We start from the raw sequence: 19,352 nt of genomic DNA, 5'->3' as shown, positions 1-19,352 counted from the left end.
GTCCTGCTCATTTCGTCCGGGTCATGTGACTGCCGGCGAGAACGCCACCGGAAACGGTGTAGGAACCGGAAAAGACGCGGGTGCTGCCGTCGGTCTGCGCCGCGGACAACACGACGTACACCGTGTTCCCGCGGACGTCGGTGACGGTCACCGTGTCCCACGACGTCGTCGAGAAACCGTTGACGTACTTGGTGTACCCGCCGCCCCCGGCGATTCTGCTGCCACCGAGCGACCACGCCGTGGTGAAATCGCGGCGGTTGAGCGCGTCGTAGTAGGCGATCACCGTCTGCGCCGCCGACGTGTCCACCGGCGCGACGTAGACCGGCGGCTGCTGCACGTAGACGGTTTGCGGCGCGGGCACCGCGATCGTGCTGGTCACCGCCGTCTGCCGGCTCGCCGCGACCGGGACCGGCACACCCGCCACGGGCACGCCACAGGCCGCGGCACCCACCAGGACGAGGGCGGCGACGAGAATTCCGGGAGCTTTCATGGGAAATCAACTTCTTCCGTGTTCGCCACCCAGGAATCGGCCGCCCGCGGCATTCTGCAACGCTTTCCCGGAAACGCGACCCAAGCGTTACTCCGTTGGATTCAGACGTTCTGCCGCGCGATGTCGTAGGCCGTCATCGCGGCGGCCAGATGACGGGCGTCGGCGGCCTGCGTCGCGTCGTAGCCGGTGATCAAGTGAATCCGGCCCAGACGGTAGGTCAGCGTGTTGCGGTGGATGCTCAACGCACTCGCCGCTTCGCCGCGGTTGTACCCCGAGACGACGAACGCGCGCAGGGCGTCGATCAGGTGAGGGTGGTCTTCGAGCGGGGCCAGCACCCGCGCGAGCGCGTCGCGTGCCGGGCTCGGGCGGGCGAGCTGGTACTCGATGGCGAGGTCGGCCAGCCGGTAGAGCCGCGCGGGCCGCCGCAGGTTCTCCGCCAGGGTCAGGACTTCCACGGCTTCGGAGTGCGCCGCCGGGATGTCGGCCTGGGTCTCCGCCCGGGCCGCGGCGGCGGTGCAGGGCCGGCCGCAGATCTCGTCGACCCGCGCGGCCACGGCGTCGGCCGCGACGCCGTCCGGGACCAGCAGCACCCCGCCGTCCCCCTTGAAGGTCACCAGCACCTGACTGTCCACATCGGACCGGACGGCACGGAAGAGGTCCGTCGCCGCCCGGGAGCCGGCCGACGCGGGCAGCGCGGGCAGGTGGAACACGACGACGTCGTAGCTCTCCGGCAGTTCGCGACGGCGCACCGGGCGGCCCGCGAGCAGGCTCGCCGCGAGGTTCTGCCGGTCTTCGCGCTGTTCCCAGTCGAGGTCTTCCCGCTCGCGCAGGTACGCCTCGGCCACGCGCGGCATCACCTCGCCGAGGAAGTCGAGCATCCGGGCACCCAGCACGGCCCGGTCGCCGGTGAGCTGCTCCCAGGCGACGCTCGCGGCGAGCGGGTAGATCTTGAGCACGGCTTCGAGCGGCAGGCCGTCGCGGGCGCGCTCGGCGCCCCAGGCGATCGGCAGGGCCAGCTCGTCCTCGGTCGGGCGCCGGCCTTCGGCGACGGTGGTGAGGAACAGCTCGAACACCGCGGTCGCGTTGGCGACCAGGTCACCCGCCAGCACGCTCGCCGGCAGCAGCCGGTATTCGGGGATCTCGGCCGCGCACCGGGTGATCATCGCGCTGGCGATCTCACCCGATCGAGGGAACAGCTCGGCCACTGGATCCATGCCACATTGTCACCATGCACAAACGGCCCCGGCAAGTTTCTGCGTGTTCTGCCAGCAGACAGCCTTGATCTTGTGCCGCATGCTGTGCATACAAACCAGACCGAAGGGACTTCGCAATGGCGCGGGGAACAAAACGATGGCTGGCCGGGCTCGGGATCGCGAGCCTGCTCGCCCTGGGCGTGGCGGCGCCGGCCCAGGCCACGACCACGGCCGGCGGGAACAACGACTTCGGCTGCCGCCCGAGCGCCGCGCACCCGAATCCGGTCGTGCTGCTCCACGGCACCTTCGCCACCTACTACGAGGACCTCAACTTCCTCCAGGCCGACCTGGCCGCCCGCGGCTACTGCACGTTCTCGCTGACCTACGGCGCCTACCCGCAGTTCCCGTTCGCGGGCGGGCTCAAGCCGGTCGCCGAATCGTCGGTCGAGATCAAGAACTACGTCGAAAAGGTCCGCGCGGCCACCGGCGCGGCCAAGGTCGACGTCGTCGGGCACTCCGAAGGCGGCCTCCAGTCGCTCTACCTGGCCAAGATGCAGGGCATCCAGAGTGAGATCGGCAAGGTCGTCGCGATCGCGCCGCCGACCCACGGCGCCAACGCGTCCGGGCTGCTGACGCTGGCCTACACGCTGCTCGGCAAGAGCACCTGGGACACCATCGTCAAGACGATCGGCCTGCCGATCTTCGCCGACGAGCTGGACGGCGGTGCCGCGATCGTCGCGCTCAACACCGGCCCGGTCGCCCAGCCCGGCATCGACTACACGATCATCACCTCGCGCTACGACGAGCTGGTGACGCCGACCGAGACGTCGTTCGTCCGCGAGCCGGGCGTGCACAACAGCTACGTCCAGGACTCGTGCCCGTTCGACCCGGTCGGGCACATCGGCGAGGCCTACGACCTCAACGTCTGGCACCTGGTGCGCAACGCGCTCGACCCGGCGCACGCCGCGCCGATCCGGCTCTGCGCCGTGGGTTCGCCCGGATGACCTGGCCCCGCTACGACGGCCCCGGGGACCTCGCGGCGATCGAGGCCGTCCCGCTGGCCGACCGCGGCCTGCCGGAGAGCACGTACGAGCTGCTCCGGCAGGCCGGGAGCCGGTTCGCCGACCGCCCGGCTCTCACACTCCTGCCCTCGGGCGAGGCGTGGGAGCACCCGGAGACCTGGACCTACGGCGATCTGCTCGCCCGCGTCCACCGGATCGCGAACGTGCTCACCGACCTGGGCCTGACCCGGCGGGACGCGGTCGCGCTGCTCGCGCCCAACAGCGGCGACGTCTTCGCGGCGACGCTGGCGGCCCAGGCCGTCGGCATCGCCGCGCCGGTCAACCCCGGCCTCGCGCCGCACCAGGTCCGGGAGCTGCTCGAGACGTCCGGCGCCCGCCTGGTCATCGCCGCGGATCCCGGCCTCGACGTCGGCCGCCCGGTGCTTTCGCTCGCGGAACTGGGGTCCCGCGCCGACGCGGCCGATCCGGTCCGCCTGCACGCCGAGCCGCCGCGGGGCACGGACTTCGCGGGCTACTTCCACACCGGCGGCTCCACCGGCACCCCGAAGATCGCCGTGCACACCCAGGCCGGCGAGGTCGGCATGGCCTGGACGCTCGCCGCGTCCACCGGCGACGACGACCTCGTGCTGCTCGCCGCGCTCCCCCTGTTCCACGTCAACGCGCTGCTCGTGACCGGGCTGGCGCCGCTGTTCAAAGGCCAGCACGTCGTCTGGGCGGGCCCGCTCGGCTACCGCGACCCGGCGCTCTACCCGGTGTTCTGGCGGATCGTCGAGCGCTACCGGATCGGCGCGATGTCCGCCGTGCCGACGGTCTACGCCGTGCTCGCGCAGGTCCCGCTCGACGCGGACATCTCCTCTCTCACGTTCCCGATCGTCGGCGCGGCGCCCTTGCCCGCGGCCGTACGCCGGCAGTGGCGCGAACGCACCGGCGTCGACCTGGTCGAGGGGTACGGCCTGACCGAGGGCACCTGCGCGTCCGCCCGTGGCTTCCCGGGGGTGTCGCGCCCGGGCACGGTCCGGCAGCGGATGCCGTACCAGGAGGTCAAGGCCGTCCGGATCGACGGCGACGGCCGGACGGATCTGCCGCCGGGCGAAACCGGTGTGCTGGTGATCCGCGGCCCGAACGTCTTCCCCGGCTACCTGCGCGACGGAAAGCCCGACCCGGCGGGCAAAGTCGTCGACGGCTGGCTCGACACGGGCGACCTGGGCAGCGTCGACGCCGAGGGTTTCGTCCGGCTGGCCGGCCGCGCGAAGGACCTGATCATCCGCGGCGGCCACAACATCGACCCGGCGACGATCGAAGAGGCGTTGCTGGCGCACCCGGCGGTCTCGGGCGCGGCCGCCATCGGCCGCCCCGACCGCCACTCGGGCGAGGTCCCGGTGGTCTACGTGACCCTGCACGCGCCCACGCCGTCATCGGAACTGCTGGCGTGGGCGGCCGCCCGGGTCCCGGAGCGCGCGGCCGTCCCGAAGGACGTCCACATCGTCCCGGAGATCCCGCTGACCGCGGTGGGCAAGCAGTACAAGCCGGCCCTGCGCCAGGACACCCTGCGGCGGGTGGCCGAGGCCGAGGTCGCCGCCCTGGGCCTCGACGCCGAGGTGACCGTGGAACTGGACCGCGACGAACCGGTGGTCGTCGTGCACGCGACCCCCTCCGCGACCCTGGAGTCCACTTTGGACAGCTACGCATTCCGCTGGCGCCACACCGGGCGATCACCCGATTCGTAGTCCGTTCCCCCTCCGCCGCAGTGGTAGTCTCGGAAAGCGGGAGAGGGTGGTTCGGATGTCCCGGAAAAAGGCGTTCCTGGTGCTCGCTGTGGTCGCGGGGCTCGCGGCCGCCGGGCTCAGCGCCGCCGCGGCCCGCCAGGCCCCGCCGGCGCCCGGCCCCGAAACCGCCGTGGAGCACCGCAACCCCCAGGACCCGGGCGAAGTCGACCGCCACTGGACACCCGATCGCTTCCGGCAGGCCGACGAGAACATGCGCCACCAGAGCGGTCCGGCGGACTAGGCGTATCTGCACCCCGGCCGCCGGCCTCTTCTCCGTGCGGGAATCCGGCTCCGGGGGGAAACGATGGACGGCGACGACTTCTCGACACTCGAACACCGGCGGAACCGCGTCTTCGAACGTCTCGAGCGGCTCAGCGCGCGGGAGCGCGAAATCCTCGTCCTCCTCGGCCACGGCCTGTCCAACCGTGGCATCGCCCGCCGGCTGGACATCAGCGAACGCACCGTGAAATTCCACGTCAGCAACGTCCTGATCAAGCTGCGCGTCGAATCGCGGCTGCAGGCGGGCTCGGTCGCCAGCCTGCTCATCTCCCGGCCGGGCCACCACGGCCTCCCCTGAACGGCGCAACTCCAAGGTCCAGTGTCGCCACCGCCCCGCGCGGCGGGAAGCTGGCTGCCGGGCGGGATCGCCGCCCCGGGGGAATCTGGAGGTACCCGGTGAAAAGTATCGGATGGGCAGGGGGAGCCACCGTCCTGGTGGTGCTCGGAGGCATGCTGATGCACGGCTCGGCACAAGCCGCGACAACGGCCGATGCGGTGCCGGGCAAGGCTTCCGCCGCGGTCGTCCACCACTCGGCCGCGCCCGAGCAGGACGTCCTGAGCCACTGGACGGCCGAGCGGATGCGGACCGCCGAGCCGGTCGACGTACCGAAGGAACAGCACGGGGCCGAACCGCAGACCCACGTCCTGCCCGCGAAGTCCGCGCCCGGGTCGACGAGCCCGGCGGGCGGGAAGCAGGGCGCGGCCGCACTCGCCGCGCTCAGTCAGTCGCAGGTCTGGACCGCCCACGGCCAGATGCCGGCGTCGACCGTCGGCAAGCTGTACTTCGACGAGCCCGACGGTGGCCATTCGTGCACCGCGAGCGTGCTCAACTCGGCCAACCGCAGCATGATCTGGACCGCGGGGCATTGCGTGACCGACGGCGCGAAGCACTGGTACACCAACTTCGTCTTCGTCCCGGACTACGCCGGTTCCGGTGAGCCGCTGGGCCGCTGGACCTGGAAGTCGCTGTCGGCGCCGAACGGCTACTTCGACGGCAAGGACAGCGACTACGACGTCGCGGCCATCACGCTGTGGCCCCGCAACGGCGCCAGCGTCGCCAACGTGACCGGCTGGCAGGGTTACAAGTTCGGCTCCGGCTACGACTGGAACGTCTACGAGTTCGGCTACCCGTTCGACACGCACCCGGCCCGCGCCGGCATCACCGGGCAGCAGCTGCGCTACTGCACCGGCACGACGTGGCGCCCGGGCATCTGGCCGTTCCAGCCCGACCAGGAGGCCATCCACTGCGACCAGGGCCACGGCGCCAGCGGCGGTCCCTGGCTCGACGACTTGCAGCTCGCCCGCGGCTGGGGCTACCTCGTCGGCAACGTGAGCTACCACCCCGACGACAACTCCGACGAGGAACGCAGCCCGCACTTCGGGGACGCGGCGATCAACGTCTACAACGCCCAGCAAGCCGCCTGACCCACACCACGTCGTGAGTGTTCAGGGCGGTTCTAACCGCCCTGAACACTCACGACGTCCCTAGCCGAGGCCGATGGCGAACACGTGCAGGTTCGTGTCCGACGGCAGGGTCACCGAGGCGATCTGCTTGCCCGCCGGGGCTGCGAACGGCGTCGTCGCGTAGACCGACGCGCCGCCGCCCGGGCCGCCCGGCTGGTTTCGGTGGTCGGCGCGCGCGACGAGCGTGTTGCCGAACACCGGATCGGTACCGCCGCCCGGGAACACCCAGTCGCCGAAGGACAAGTCGGCCTGGCCGGTGGTGCCGTCGGTGAAGGTGACGGTCGCCTTGGCCTGGTGGTCGCCGTTCGACGCCGTGCCGACGAAGGACAGCCGGGTCCCGGACAGCCGGATCGTCTGCCCCGCCGGGACGACGTTGTCCGGGCGGCCGGCCGGTGCCGCGGGCCAGGTGAACGTCGTGCCCACCACCTGGGCAGGCTTACCGCCCACCAGTCCCGCCGCGGCCAGCGCCTCGCGGGAGAGGCTGTTCCCGGCGCCGTCGATGTCCGCCGAACCCACGTCGCCGTCGTCCGAGATGCCGACGTTCGAATACGCGGCGGCGAGCCCGCCCTTCGGCGCGACCAGCACGATCACCGAGCCGGGCACCGACGTCGAGCTGCCCCGGACGGTCACCGGGACCTGGCAGTAGCCCTCGGGTGTCCCGGCGGCCACCGAAACCGTCAGCTTCGCGGTGCCGCTGCCGGTCCGGTCGTCGAGCCGGACCTGCCGCGGACCCGTGACCGTCAGGCCGGCCGGGGCCTTCGTCGTGACGTCCAGGCTGCGGTCGTGCCCGCCGAGCCGCTGTGCGCTGACCGTGGCCTCGCCCGTGCTGCCCGGCTCGACGACGACCTGGTTGGTCGCCGACGTCAGGAACGGCTTCTCCTTGTCCTGGTAGGACGGTGGCGCCGAGTTCGCCGCCCACCGTTTGTCCGGAGTGGACTGCAGCGAGAAGTCCAGCCGGGCGCCGTCGCGCACGGTGTTCGCGGGCAGGTAGGTGCGGTCCCAGTCACGGCCGTTCAACGACAGGTCATGGACGTACGGCGTGCCTGAAGACGCCTTCGGCGCGCGGATGTCGATCGTCCGTCCCTTCGGGAGCGACAGCACGGCCCGCTCGAACAGCGGGCTGTGCACGACCAGGTCCGGCGTGCCCGGCGTGGCCGGGTAGATGCCGAGCGCGGCCCAGACGTACCACGACGACTGCGCGCCGAGGTCGTCGTTGCCCGGTTCACCGTCCGGCGTCGCGCTGAACAGCGTCGTGGCGATCTCGCGGACCACCTGCTGGGTCTTCCACGGCTGCCCGACGTGGTTGTACAGCCACGGGACGCCGAAGTCGGGTTCGTTGCCGGCCCACATGTTCGGCTCGTTCGGGCCGACGTTCAGCTTCTGGAAGAACGTGTCCAACCGCTGGGCGACGGCGGCCGGGCCGCCCATCGCCGTCACCAGGCCGGCCGGGTCCTGCGGGACCAGCCAGGTGTACTGCGCGGCGTTGCCCTCGTCGAAGCCGTCCTGGCCGAACTTGCCGGGCGGCGGCGGGACGTAGGCCGGGCCGTCCGGGAAACGGCCGTCCTGCCCGCGCGGCTGGATGTACCCGGTGAGCGGGTTGAAGATGTTCTGCCAGTTCTGGCCGCGCTGGGTGAACTCGCGCGCGACGTCCCGGTCGCCGATGCCCTGGGCGAGCTGCGCGATGGCGAAGTCGTCGATCGCCCACTCCAGGGTGATCGACGCACCGACACGGGCGTGGTCGCCGCGGGAAGCGTCGTTGTTCGGCAGGTACCCGCGGGCGACGTAGTCCGCGATGCCCTTGCGTTCCTGGTACGCGCCGGGCGTGTCGTCGACCGAGGTCGCGCCCTTGACCAGGTACTTCAGCGCCGTCTTGACGTCGAAGTCCCGCGCGCCGAACGCGTAGAGGCTGGAGATCAGCGCGACCGAGCTGTCGCCGGTCATCTGGCCGGTGTAGTCGTTCGCCATCGGCCAGCGCGGCCACCAGCCGCCCTGCACGGCGTCGTTGGTCAGCGACTGCGCCATGTCGCTGGCTTCCGCCGGGAACAGCATGGCCTGCAGCGGCGCGAGCGAGCGGTAGGTGTCCCAGTCGGAGAAGTTCGCGTACTGGTGCCGCCCCTTCGGCAGGGTGCGGATCCGGTCGTCGAAGCCGATGTAGCGCCCGTCGGCGTCGTCGAACGTGTTCGGGTGCATCAGGGAGTGGTACAGGAAGGTGTAGAACGTCTTGAGCTGAGCCGCATCGCGACCCGCAACCCGGATCTTGCCCAGCGCCTGCGTCCACCTGTCCCTTGTGGACTTGCGGACGGCGCCGAAGTCGAAGCCCGGTACTTCCGCGGCCGCGTTGGCCTTCGCGCCGTCGACGCCCACGTAGGACATCGACACCTTGGCGTGCACCACGCCCTGCGCACCGAAGGTCAGGTACGCGCCTGCCTTCGGCGAGTCGACGCTGTCGGTCTCCGGCTTGACGCTGGAACCGTCCCAGGTGCCGTGGGCGGTGAACGGCTGGTCGAAGGTGATGTCGTAGTAGACCGTGTACTTGTTCGGCTTGCCGCAGAAGTTGCCGGTGGTCGCCGAGCCGCTGACCTCGCGGTCGCCGGTGATCTTCAGGTCGGCCTTCGAGTTCCCGGCGAGGCTGGCGCCGCCCTTGACGAGCACCTGCGCGTTCGCGCCGGCCGGGAAGGTGAACGCGGCGAGCCCGGTGCGCGTGGTCGCGGTCAGCTCGGCCCGGATCTTCGAGTCGGCGAGCGTCACGGCGTAGTAGCCCGGCTCGGCCTTCTCGTCGTCGTGGGTGAAGTGCTCGGTGCGGTCCCAGGGCGCGCTGCCGACGTCGCCGGTGATCGGCAGGATCGGCACGTCACCGAACGCGTTGCAGCCGACCGAGGCGTGATCGAGGCTGAAACCTCGGATCTGATCACTGTGGTACTGGTAGCCGGCGTACGCGCCCTGGGTGTCCGGCGAGAACTGCATCATCCCGAAGGGTGCCGCCGGGCCGGGGAAGTTGTTGATTTCGCCGACCGAGCTGCCACCGCTGCCGGTCCCGATCAGCGGGTCGACGTACGCCGCCGGGTCCCCCACCAGCGGTGACATCGTTGTCGGAGCCGCCGAAGCGACGCCGGGGACCCCGATCACCGCCGTCGCGACGATCGCCGCCATGAGCCTGACTCGCACCGATGCCTCCCGAGGCTGCCCCAGCCAACACTGCCTGGACATCCGACCTTTGCCTGCCGGCGGGCCCGGGGTCAACACTTTGACAAAGACCTGGCTCGTTCCCCTGAGGTATGAAGATCCGGTCAGGATCGGGTGGGAGGGGTGTCAGGACGCCTACTGTCTACGCCGTGTGCGCACGTGTACTGGTCGCCGAGGACGACGAGAAGCAGGCCGAAGTCCTCCGGCTCTACCTCGAGAGCGAAGGGCACACGGTCGTGCTGGCCCCCGACGGCCGGGCCGCCCTCGACGAGGCCCGCCGCGACCGCCCCGACCTGCTGGTCCTCGACGTGATGATGCCCAAGGTCGACGGCCTGGACGTCTGCCGGATCCTGCGCGGCGAATCCGACGTCGCGGTGCTGATGCTCACCGCCCGGGCCACCGAGGACGACCTGCTGCTCGGCCTGGACCTCGGCGCGGACGACTACCTGACCAAGCCCTACAGCCCGCGCGAGCTGATGGCCCGGGTGAGAACGCTCCTGCGGCGGACGGCCGCCCGGCGCGAACCGGCCGACACGGCGTTGCGCGCGGGCGGGCTGCGGCTCGACCCGGTGCGGCACGAGGTGTCGGTCGACGGCCGCCCGGTGGAAACGACGCCGGGCGAGTTCCTGCTGCTCGCGACGCTGATCAAGCAGCCGGGCCGGGTGTTCACCCGGCGTCAGCTGCTGGAGCTGACCCGCGGCGACGACCGGTTCGTCAGCACCCGGATCATCGACGTCCACGTGCTCAACCTGCGCAAGAAGCTCGAGCCGGACCCGGCGAAGCCGCAGTACCTGCTGACCGTCTTCGGCGTCGGCTACAAGTTGGCCGCCGAGAACAGTGCGTAGGCCGTTTCCGAGAAGACGCAGCCTGGTCCTGCGGCTGTCGGCCGTCTCGCTGCTCATCGCCCTCGGCTCGATCGCCGCGACGGCGTGGCTCGCCGTGCAGACCACCACCCGCGCGATCCAGCAGGAACAGGGCCAGGCCCTGTCCGACGACGCGATGATCTACACCCGGCTGCTCGGCTTCGCCGCGGCGAACCACAGCTGGGACCAGGCCGGCCCGAAGCTGCGGGCGCTGGCCGGGGAGACCGGCCGCCGGATCGTCGTGACCACCATCGACCGGCGGGTGCTGGCCGACTCCGGAGGCGCGCCGGTCACGCTGCCGGTGAAGGCGAGCGCGTCGGTGGACCCGCTGCACGTCGACCCGGTCTTGATGCCGGGCGCCGGGACCAGCGGCATCGACCCGCGCGCGGTGGGGCCGTTCCGGCTGCCGCCCCGCGAACACGAGGACCTCGCCGCCCTGGCCGAGAAGGCGGTCCGGTGCCTCGACGACATGGGCCTGCGCAGCGAGGTGCAGGACTCGCCGAGCGGCCGGCCCCAGATCAGCGCGCCCGACCCCGTCACCGCCCGCTACTTCGCGGCCAAGTGCGGGTTCTACGAGCTCGCGGACCCCACGCCGACCGAGCAGGCCGCGCTCACCAGCCTCAACGACGCCGTGAACACCTGCCTCCAGCGCCGGGGCTCGGGGCAGGTGAAGCTCACCCTCGACTTCGAGGCGCTCGGCACCTCCGACCAGGGCCCGGCCGGCGCCTGTATCGACACGGCACGGCGTGAGCAGCTCGCGCCGTACGTCGCGCCGCCCGCGCTGCTGTTCACCCTCGGCCCGGGCGACTCGCCGGTGCCGACGTTCACGCTCTCGAGGGAGAACCTGACGCGGATCCTCGCGGTGACCGGCGGGGTGCTGGCGCTGGCCGTGGCGATCACCGTGCTGGTCTCGACGCGGCTGTCGCGCCCGCTGCGGGCGCTGACCGAGGCGGCCGAGCAGGACCGGCCGGCGCCGGTGAAGTCCCGCGACGAGGTGGGTTACCTCGCGACCGCGTTCAACGACCTCACCGCGCGCCGCGAACGCATCGAGGAGCAGCGCAAGGCGATGGTCAGCGACATCGCGCACGAGCTGCGCAACCCGCTGAACGTGATCCGCGGCCGGCTGGAGGCCGCCGAGGACGGGCACCTGCCCTTCGACCAGGCGCTGAGCACGTCGCTGCTCGAAGAAACGGTGCTGCTGCAGCACATCGTCGAGGACCTGCAGGACCTGGCCGCGGCCGACGCCGGGCACCTGCGGCTCTACCCGGAGACCGTCGACGCGGCCGAGCTGGCCGGCCAGGTCGCGGCCGCGCACGCCGACCGGGCCGCCGCGGCCGGTGTCACGCTGTCCGTCGAGGCCGCCGGGGAAGCCCGGCTGACGGCCGACCCGGTCCGCCTGCGCCAGGTGACGGGCAACCTGGTGGGCAACGCGATCCGGCACACCCCGGCCGGCGGCCGCGTCACGATCCACGTCTCGTCCACTGTGGACGAGGTCGTGCTCGCGGTCGCGGACACCGGCACCGGGATCGCCCCAGAGCACCTGCCGCACGTGTTCGACCGGTTCTGGCGGGCCGAGAAGTCCCGCAGCCGCCAGACCGGCGGCAGCGGGCTCGGCCTCGCCATCGTGCGCCACCTCGTGCAGGCGCACGGCGGCACCATCGCCGTCGAGTCCGAAGTGGATAGTGGCTCGACGTTCACGGTCCGGCTACCGAAGGCGGATCTCCGTGGTGAGGGTGCCGGGGTGCGGGACGCGTAGGACGTGCAGCCGGCGGGCGCCGTCCGGCACCGGAGCGCCGGGCGGGAGCGGGGCGAGCGGCGGGTACGGCCCGGCGGGCGGCGGCACCGCGTCCGACGCCGTCCTGCGCGCCCGCCAAGCCGAGCAGCGTGACGGCTGCGGCACCACCCATGAAGGGTTCTGCGATCGATCACGACTGCCTCCTAGCCCTTGAGGCCGCTTTGGGCGAGCCCTTCGACGAACTGGCGTTGCGCGATGACGAAGACCAGCAGCACCGGCACGACCGTGGTGGTCGCGGCGGCAAGCTGGACGTTCCAGAGGTGGCCGCCGTAGACGTCGACGTACTGCGTCAGCGCCACCGGCAGCGTGTACCTGGTCTTGTCGGTCAGGTAGACCAGCGGTTCCAGGAAGAAGTTCCACGTGTTGAGGAACGTGAAGATCGCGACGGCCGCCAGCGCGGGCTTCGCGATCGGCATCGCGACGCGCCGGTAGAGCCCGAAGCGCGACAGGCCGTCGAGCCGGCCCGCCTCCTCCAGTTCGCCCGGGATCGTGATGAAGAACTGCCGCATCACGAACGTCGCGAGCACGCTCGGCGCGCCGAAGATCGGCACGACGATCAGCGGCCAGTGCGTGTTCGTCAGCCCGAAGTCGTCGACCAGGCGGAACAGCGGGATGATCGTGACCTCGCTCGGCACCATCAGCCCGATGAGGATCAGCCCGAAGAACTTCTCACCGCGGAACCGGATGCGCGCGAACGCGTAGCCGGCCAGCGAGGAGAAGAACATCGTGCCGAGCGTGACGAGCACCGCGATGTACAGGCTGTTGAAGTACTGCTGCGCCAACGGGAAGTCGGTGAACGCGGCCTGGTAGTTCTCCCACTGCGGCTGGCTCGGAAACAGCTTCGGCGGGTACGCGAGCACCTCGTTGGCCGGCAGCAGCGACGCCGTGATCATCCACCAGGTGGGGAACACGAACGGCACCGCCAGCACGACCATCACCACATAGCAGGTGATCTTCGCCCTACGACTCATGGAACACCCACCGCCTCCGCATCCGCCACTGCAGCAGCGTCAGCACCAGGATCACGAGGAACAGCACGACGGCCAGCGCGGCGCCGTAACCGAGGTCGTGGTTGGCGAACGCCTGCTGGTAGAAGTAGAAGACGAGCACGTTGGTGCTGTCCGCGGGCCCGCCCAGGGTCAGCACCTGGATCTGCGCGAACACCTGCAACGCGCCGGCGACCGTGATGATCGCCGTGAGCAGCGTGGTCGGGCTGATCATCGGCAGGATCACCGAGCGGAACCGCCGCCACGGCCCGGCACCGTCCAATTGGGACGCCTCCATGATGGACGCCGGGATCCCTTGCAGCGCGGCGAGGAACAGCACCATGTTGAGCCCGACGTTCTTCAGCACCTGCACCACGATCACTGACAGCATCGCGCTGCCGTTGCCGCGCAGCCAGTTCGGGCCGTCGATCCCGATCGTCTGCAACAACGAGTTGATCCCGCCGTTGTCCTGCAGCAGGAAGTTCCACACGATCGTCCACGCCACGAGCGTGATGACCACCGGTGAGAAGAAGATCGTCCGGAACACCGTGGTGCCGCGCAGTTTCAGGTTCAGCAGCAACGCGAGCGAGAGCGCCAGCGCGAGGTTCAGCACGACCAGGCCGACGCAGAAGATCGCCGTCGCGCGGGCGACCTTCGGCGCGGTCGGGTCGTCGAAGAGCTTCGCGTAGTTGTCCGTCCCGGCGAACGACGACGTCCCGGCCAGCAGGTTGACGTCCTGGAAGCTGTACCAGACCACCGCCGCCAGCGGCGCCACGACGAAGGCGAGGAAGCCGAGGGCCTGCGGGGCGATGAAAATCCACCCCGCGAGCTCTTCGCGCTTCTTCGAGCTGAGCGTCACTGGCTCAGCACCGGGTCGATGGCTTGGCACACCCCGGCGAGCGCGGCGGGCACGTTCGCGTCCGGCTTCCACATCGGGTCCAAAGCGGACTGGACGAGTGACGCGATCCGCGCGCTACCGGTGTGCGACGGCAGGACCGCGCCGTTCTTGATCCCGTTCACCACGACGTTCTGCAGCTGTTCCTGGCTGAACAACGGGTTCGCCTTCGCCAGGGTCGCCGCGTTGATCAGGCTGTCGCGCGCCGGCGGGAAGTACTGGCCGAGCTTCGCCGAGTTGGCCGGGTTGGTGAAGAACGCCAGGAAGTCCGACGCGGCCTTGGCGTGCTTGCCCTTCACCGGGACGCCGATCCCGGCCTGGCCGATGACCTGCGCGTTCGCCTTCGGCCCGGCGGGCAGCGGGACGATGCCCCAGTCGAACGGCTTGGCCTTGAGCAGCCCGGCCCGGCTGATCTGCGCGATGGTCAGGCCCGCTTCGCCGGCGAAGAAGTCCGCCGTGGTGCCCGGGCCGGGCAGCGCCTTGTCGGTGAAGATCGCCTGGTGCAGGAAGGTCATCGCGGACGTCATCTCCGGCGTCGCGAACCCGCAGGTCCTGCCGTCCGGGCCCCAGGCGTCGGCGCCGAAGCCGCGCCAGACCGAGGCGAGCAGCACCCACTGCTTGTACTCGAACTCGCGGACGACCAGGCCGGCCTTGCCGGTGTCGCGCGCGGCGACCTGGGTGGCGATCTGCTTGGCGGCGTCCCAGGTCCACCGTCCACTCGCGAGCAGCTGGTCCGGCGTCTCGGTGACGCCGGCTTGGGTGAGCAGGTTCTTGTTGTAGAACATGCCGAACGGCGACGTCGAGAACGGGTAGGCGAAGAGGCTGTCGCCCTTGGTCCACAGCTTCGTGGCGGACGGGACCAGTTCGCCGGCGTTGTAGCCCGCGGTCGCGCTCAGCGTGGGCTTGAGGTCGGTGAGCGCGCCGGACTGGACGAAGTCCGGGGCGTCGCGCTCGAGGATCCAGGCGAGGTCGGGCGGGTTGCCGCCGGACATCTGCGTCGTCAGCGCGGCCGAGTACGCGCTCGTGTCGCCCGGGACGACGTCGAACTTCACCGACGCGACCTCGGGGTGGGCCTTGCGGTACTCGGCGGCGATGGAGTCGAAGAGGGCGAGCTGGTTCTTGTCCGTGGTCCAGACCGTCATGCGCAGTGCGATGTTCGTGTCGTCGCCGGCGCCGCCCGAGCAGGCGGTCGAGGCCACAGCGACGGCGGACAACGCCGCGGCGATGAGCAGCCGGGCTCTCTGGTAGGCCACAATGCCTCCTGGTTATTCGAATTAGCAGCGACGGTAAACGTCTCGTTCGTAGGCTGTCAACAGCCAGTACGCCTAGTTTTGAGTGTGCACTGTGTTAGTGAATGTGCACTGTGGAGGGTGCTGCCGCAGTGGCACCTTCGTGGAACGTGCACGGCAGCAGCAGCTGCCGGGGCTTCGGATCCGCGAGCAGCTCGACCAGGACGCGCACCGCGTGCGCGCCCATCTCGTGGCGCGGGATGCGGAACATCGACCAGTCGGTGGGCGTGGTCGGCACCGCGTGCGCGGCCGGCTGCTGCGACGGGTCGGCGTCGCCCAGCACGACGAGCGAAAGGTCTTCGGGCACGCGCACGCCGAGATCGTCCGCGCACGCCAGGATGCCGTCGGCCATCGCCGAGCTCTCGACGAGCAGCGCGGTGACGCCTTCGTCGAGCGCCTGCCGCAGCGCGAGCGCCGGGTCGTCGGCGAGGAACACGAGCGGCGGCCGGCGGTGCTTGCGCGCCGCCGCCTCGTAACCGGTGCGGCGGTCGAGCGTCGGCTCGTTCTCCTCGGTGACGCTCAGCAGCCCGATCTTGCGGTGCCCGAGCCGCCACAGCCACTCGTGGACTTCACGGGTGGCCGCGACGTAGTCGGCGCCGACGTAGCTGATCGGCCCGGTCGGCGACTCGCGGCGGCCGACGAACACGAACGGGAACTGCTCCTCGACGAGCTGCGCGAGCTCCTGCGGGTCGTTGTGCCGGCCCAGCAGGACCGAGCCGTCGGCGATGCGCAGCCGGTTCGTGCCCTGGTCGTAGATGCGGCGGCGCCCGTCGCGGCGGCCACCGCTGGTGAACAGCAGCAGGTCGAAGCCCTGGGCCTCGGCCTCCTCCTCGATGCCGAGCAGGAACGGCCGGTAGAAGTCGGCCACGCCGGACGGGAACACCGACTCGTAGGTGAACACGCCGAGGATCTGGTTGGACTTGCCGCGCAGGCGGCGGCCCATGATGTCCACGGTGTACCCGGTCTCGCGGAGCACCTGCTGGACGCGCTCGCGGGTCTCCGGGGTGATGCGGAGGCTGTCGGAGCCGTTCAGGACCATCGAGACGACGGCCTGCGAGACGCCGGCCAGGCGTGCCACCTGGGCCTGCGTGACCCGGCCCGAACCCGCCGTCATCGATGACTCCCTCCAGCGCGACTGCCGCGGACAATCGGCACAGTACAGGCGGCACTTTCAGTACCCCCGCACTTCCGGCCACCGGCGCTCCACCCCGGCGGCGTCCAGGTCGCGCGCGAACTCTTCGAAGAGCCGGCCGTCGGCCTGGACGGCCCGCGGCTCGACGCCCTCGCGCACCGCGAACGCGGCGAGCAGCCCGGCGACCTCGCCGACGTTCCACTCGACCGGGTGCAGCCGGAAGCAGCCGTTGGTGATGTGGGTGGTGCCGATGTTCTTGCCCGCGGGCAAGAGGTTGGTCACCCGGACGGGCAGCAGCGCGCCGAGCGGGATCTCGTAGGGCACGCTCGCGACGTCGACGTAGTTGTCCCCGCCGGTCGACGGGTGCAGGTCGATCCGGTAGCTCCCGACCCCGACGGCGTCCTCGCGCCGGACCCGGCCGTCGACGCCGAGGATCTCCGCCGAGACGTCGTGCTCGGTGACGGTGGTGACCGCCTTGATCCGCCGCGCTTCCCGGACGTACGCCGACTTCGCGAGCCCGTCCTGGGTGCCCGTGACGTCGGGCCGCAGCTTGAGGCCGGGGAAGCCGGTGCCGCCGTCCGCGCGGGGTGCCTCGGTCTGCAGCCAGTACAGGACGGACAGGCTCAGCTGCTTGGCTTCGTGGTGCGCCTCTTTGACGACGGCTTCGTCCGCGTGGCCGGGGATGGTCAGCGCGGGCCTGAGCCAATAGTCGTTGAGCGGCCAGTTGACCAGGGTGATGTCGGAGTCGAAGGCGCCGTCGGCGTGCAGGCCGCGGGCCAGGATGCGCCGGAACGCCCAGAGCTCCTTGTCCCCCGCGTCGGCGCTCTGATCGGCGCTGACGGCCAGGGGATCGCCGGCCGGGTTGGGCACGAAAGTGCGCTTGACCGGGTCCAGGGTCCGCGGGTCGGGGGCGACGAAGCCGAGCAGCGGGCCGGGCCAGAAGTCCGGCTGGTAGTCGCGCCAGAAGCCGTACATCCCGGGCCGGTCGATGACGTGGTGCTCGCCCTCGTGGTGCGAAACGGCGAAGCAGTAGGTGATCCCCTGCAGGTTCGCGGGGTCGGCTTCCGCCGGGGCGTGCGGTTCGCCGTGTTCGGACTGCGCTTCCGCGCCGGTGACGTGCTCGGTGCCGGTGAGCGGCAGGAGGTCGCCGTCCTCGGTGGCGTCGACGACGTACTGCGCGGTGACGGTGACGCGCTCGCCGTGGCGGTCTTCGAGGGTCACGGCGTCGACCCGGTCGCCGCTGGTCACGGCGTCGATCGGCCGGTGTTCGAGCAGGACGTCGATCCGCCCGGCGCTGCGGTGCGGCGCGAGCAGGCTCTCGACGACGGCGAGCGCGACGCGCGGTTCGTGGCAGAGCTTGCTGACCTTCCCGGCGCCCGGGTTCAGCTCGGCCAGCGCGGCGGCTTCGGCGCGCAGCGGGTAGTGGCGGCGATAGTAGCCGCGAATGCCTTCGCGCAGCTCACGGTAGGTGCGGGTGGATCCGAAGCGTTCGATCCAGGGGTTCTCGTCGGGCGGCACGGCCTGCGCGGTCAGCTGCCCGCCGAGCCAGTCGGTCGCCTCGGTGAGCACCACGCGCCGTCCGGCCTTGGCCGCCGCCAGCGCGGCGGCGACCCCGCCGAGACCGCCGCCGACCACCAGAATCTCCGTGTCCAGTTCCCTCATGAGCCTTCCGCATCTCGCCACAGTGCCGGAGTAATACGAATTACTCACGGCATACTGCGGGAGTCTGGGCCGCGCGTCAAGAGTGTGGGTCTGCCGCGGCTTGTCGTGAGTGGTTAGGGCGGTTAGAACCGCCCTAACCACTCACGACCCGCCGCGGCAGAGAGCTAGAGCGGGAGGCCCGCGTAGTTGTTGGCCAGTTCCGTGGACGCGGCCTCCGACGTCACCGTCCGCTGGAGCTGGGACAGCTGGAGCTGCGCGTCGAAGTCGTCGCCGTGGCGGTGCAGCATCGACGTCATCCACCACGAGAAGTGCGTGCAGCGCCAGACCCGCTGCAACGCCGCGTCCGAATAGGCGTCGACGAGACCGTCGTCGCCCTGGAAGGAAGTCGTGAGAGCCGTGGAAAGCAGCGCGACGTCGGCCACCGCGAGGTTCAGGCCCTTGGCACCCGTCGGCGGGACGATGTGCGCGGCATCCCCGGCCAGGTAAAGGTTTCCGTGCCGCATCGGCGTCGTCACGAAGCTGCGCATCGGCAGCACGCTCTTCTCCGTGATCGGTCCCGTGTGCAACGTCCAGCCCGGCACACCGAGCCGTTCCGACAGCGCCGTCCAGATCCGGTCGTCACTCCACCGCGCGATGTCCTCGTCCGGCGCCACCTGCAGGTAGAACCGGCTGACGTGCGGCGAACGCATGCTGTGCATGGCGAAGCCGTCCGGGTGCCACGCGTAGATCAGCTCATCGGTCGACGGCGCGACGTCGGCCAGCACCCCCAGCCACGCGAACGGGTACGTCCGCTCCCAGACCTTCTGCCGCGGCATGAACGAGCGGCTCGGCCCGTGAAAACCGTCGCAGCCGACGACGACGTCCGCGTCGATCCGCTGCGCGCGCCCATCGGCGTCCACAAAGGACACCGACGGCGAGCCGGTGACGTCGTGCAGCTCGACGTCGGACACGGAGTAGAACGCCGGCCGCCCGGCCTTTTCCCGCGCCGCCATCAGGTCCTTGGTCACCTCGGTCTGGCCGTAGACCGTCACCGACCGGCCGGTGAGGTCGACGAAGTCCAGGTGGTGCCGGTTCCCCGGCCACTGCAGGTGGATCCCGCGGTGTTCCATGCCCTCCGCGTCGAGCCGGTCGCCGAGGCCCACGTTCCGGAGCAGCTCGACCGTGCCCGCTTCGAGGATGCCCGCGCGGATGCGCGCCTGGACGTACTCCGCGGTCTGCCGTTCGAGCAGCACCGAGTCGACGCCCTCGAGGCCGAGCAGGTGGGACAGCAGCAGCCCGGCCGGGCCGGCGCCGACGATGGCGACCTGGGTGCGCACGCGGAACGTCCTTTCGA

Annotated in this window: 16 protein-coding genes; 7 read left to right on the top strand and 9 right to left on the bottom strand. The window is 70.8% G+C overall.

What is annotated here, in order from left to right:
• Positions 1 to 7: 7 nt before the first annotated feature.
• Positions 8 to 490, bottom strand: a complete 483-nt coding sequence (locus OG494_RS46345) for a hypothetical protein (RefSeq protein WP_328449895.1) — start codon at positions 488 to 490, stop codon at positions 8 to 10.
• 101 nt (positions 491 to 591) lie between these two features.
• Positions 592 to 1,704 (bottom strand): PucR family transcriptional regulator, encoded by a 1,113-nt coding sequence (locus tag OG494_RS46340; RefSeq protein ID WP_328449893.1) that lies wholly within the window; start codon positions 1,702 to 1,704, stop codon positions 592 to 594.
• A 116-nt stretch (positions 1,705 to 1,820) separates the two neighbouring features.
• Here OG494_RS46340 and OG494_RS46335 point away from each other — a divergent pair, with 116 nt between their 5' ends.
• From OG494_RS46335 to OG494_RS46315, 5 genes are all read left to right on the top strand, one after another.
• Entirely contained in the window at positions 1,821 to 2,687 is an 867-nt protein-coding gene (locus OG494_RS46335) for an esterase/lipase family protein (RefSeq protein ID WP_328449891.1), read from the top strand.
• Positions 2,684 to 4,432: an AMP-binding protein gene (locus tag OG494_RS46330; RefSeq protein WP_328449889.1), complete on the top strand. Its 1,749-nt coding sequence runs from the start codon at positions 2,684 to 2,686 to the stop codon at positions 4,430 to 4,432. Before OG494_RS46335 ends, OG494_RS46330 begins: the two co-directional genes overlap by 4 nt.
• A 55-nt stretch (positions 4,433 to 4,487) precedes the next feature.
• Positions 4,488 to 4,712 (top strand): hypothetical protein, encoded by a 225-nt coding sequence (locus OG494_RS46325; protein ID WP_328449887.1) that lies wholly within the window; start codon positions 4,488 to 4,490, stop codon positions 4,710 to 4,712.
• A 63-nt stretch (positions 4,713 to 4,775) separates the two neighbouring features.
• Positions 4,776 to 5,048 carry a helix-turn-helix domain-containing protein gene (locus tag OG494_RS46320; protein ID WP_328449885.1) on the top strand — a complete coding sequence of 91 codons (273 nt, stop codon included), beginning with the start codon at positions 4,776 to 4,778 and terminating at the stop codon, positions 5,046 to 5,048.
• A 98-nt stretch (positions 5,049 to 5,146) separates the two neighbouring features.
• On the top strand, positions 5,147 to 6,175 hold the full coding sequence (locus OG494_RS46315; RefSeq protein WP_328449883.1) for a trypsin-like serine peptidase: 1,029 nt from the start codon (positions 5,147 to 5,149) through the stop codon (positions 6,173 to 6,175).
• A 60-nt stretch (positions 6,176 to 6,235) separates the two neighbouring features.
• Here OG494_RS46315 and OG494_RS46310 read toward each other — a convergent pair whose 3' ends face one another.
• Positions 6,236 to 9,379, bottom strand: a complete 3,144-nt coding sequence (locus OG494_RS46310) for a GH92 family glycosyl hydrolase (protein ID WP_328449881.1) — start codon at positions 9,377 to 9,379, stop codon at positions 6,236 to 6,238.
• 167 nt (positions 9,380 to 9,546) lie between these two features.
• Between OG494_RS46310 and OG494_RS46305 the strand changes: the two genes are divergently transcribed.
• Positions 9,547 to 10,242, top strand: coding sequence for a response regulator transcription factor (locus tag OG494_RS46305; RefSeq protein ID WP_328449879.1), 696 nt, complete (start codon positions 9,547 to 9,549; stop codon positions 10,240 to 10,242).
• The gene (locus tag OG494_RS46300; RefSeq protein WP_328449877.1) at positions 10,235 to 12,016 is read left to right on the top strand and encodes a sensor histidine kinase; all 1,782 of its coding nucleotides are present in this window, start codon (positions 10,235 to 10,237) and stop codon (positions 12,014 to 12,016) included. Before OG494_RS46305 ends, OG494_RS46300 begins: the two co-directional genes overlap by 8 nt.
• Before the next feature lie 182 nt (positions 12,017 to 12,198).
• Here the strand turns inward: OG494_RS46300 and OG494_RS46295 are convergent, their stop codons facing one another.
• The 6 genes from OG494_RS46295 to OG494_RS46270 all read right to left on the bottom strand — a co-directional run bounded on the left by OG494_RS46295 (position 12,199) and on the right by OG494_RS46270 (position 19,335).
• Complete coding sequence (locus OG494_RS46295) at positions 12,199 to 13,026, bottom strand: carbohydrate ABC transporter permease (protein WP_328449875.1); 828 nt, start codon at positions 13,024 to 13,026, stop codon at positions 12,199 to 12,201.
• Positions 13,016 to 13,900 carry a carbohydrate ABC transporter permease gene (locus OG494_RS46290; RefSeq protein ID WP_328449873.1) on the bottom strand — a complete coding sequence of 295 codons (885 nt, stop codon included), beginning with the start codon at positions 13,898 to 13,900 and terminating at the stop codon, positions 13,016 to 13,018. Before OG494_RS46290 ends, OG494_RS46295 begins: the two co-directional genes overlap by 11 nt.
• A complete protein-coding gene (locus tag OG494_RS46285) occupies positions 13,897 to 15,189 on the bottom strand; it encodes an ABC transporter substrate-binding protein (RefSeq protein ID WP_328449871.1) in 1,293 nt (430 codons plus the stop codon). Before OG494_RS46285 ends, OG494_RS46290 begins: the two co-directional genes overlap by 4 nt.
• A gap of 94 nt (positions 15,190 to 15,283) precedes the next feature.
• Positions 15,284 to 16,339, bottom strand: a complete 1,056-nt coding sequence (locus OG494_RS46280; RefSeq protein WP_328449869.1) for a LacI family DNA-binding transcriptional regulator — start codon at positions 16,337 to 16,339, stop codon at positions 15,284 to 15,286.
• A 57-nt stretch (positions 16,340 to 16,396) separates the two neighbouring features.
• Positions 16,397 to 18,019: an FAD-dependent oxidoreductase gene (locus tag OG494_RS46275; RefSeq protein ID WP_328449867.1), complete on the bottom strand. Its 1,623-nt coding sequence runs from the start codon at positions 18,017 to 18,019 to the stop codon at positions 16,397 to 16,399.
• Between the two features lie 164 nt (positions 18,020 to 18,183).
• The gene (locus OG494_RS46270; RefSeq protein ID WP_328449865.1) at positions 18,184 to 19,335 is read right to left on the bottom strand and encodes a 4-hydroxybenzoate 3-monooxygenase; all 1,152 of its coding nucleotides are present in this window, start codon (positions 19,333 to 19,335) and stop codon (positions 18,184 to 18,186) included.
• Positions 19,336 to 19,352: the final 17 nt, after the last annotated feature.

It is taken from the genome of Amycolatopsis sp. NBC_00438 (assembly GCF_036026695.1).
In the GTDB taxonomy this organism is placed as follows: Bacteria; Actinomycetota; Actinomycetes; order Mycobacteriales; family Pseudonocardiaceae; genus Amycolatopsis.
The sequence above is the reverse complement of the archived record's forward strand: the minus strand, read 5'-3'. Positions and strand labels throughout refer to the sequence as shown.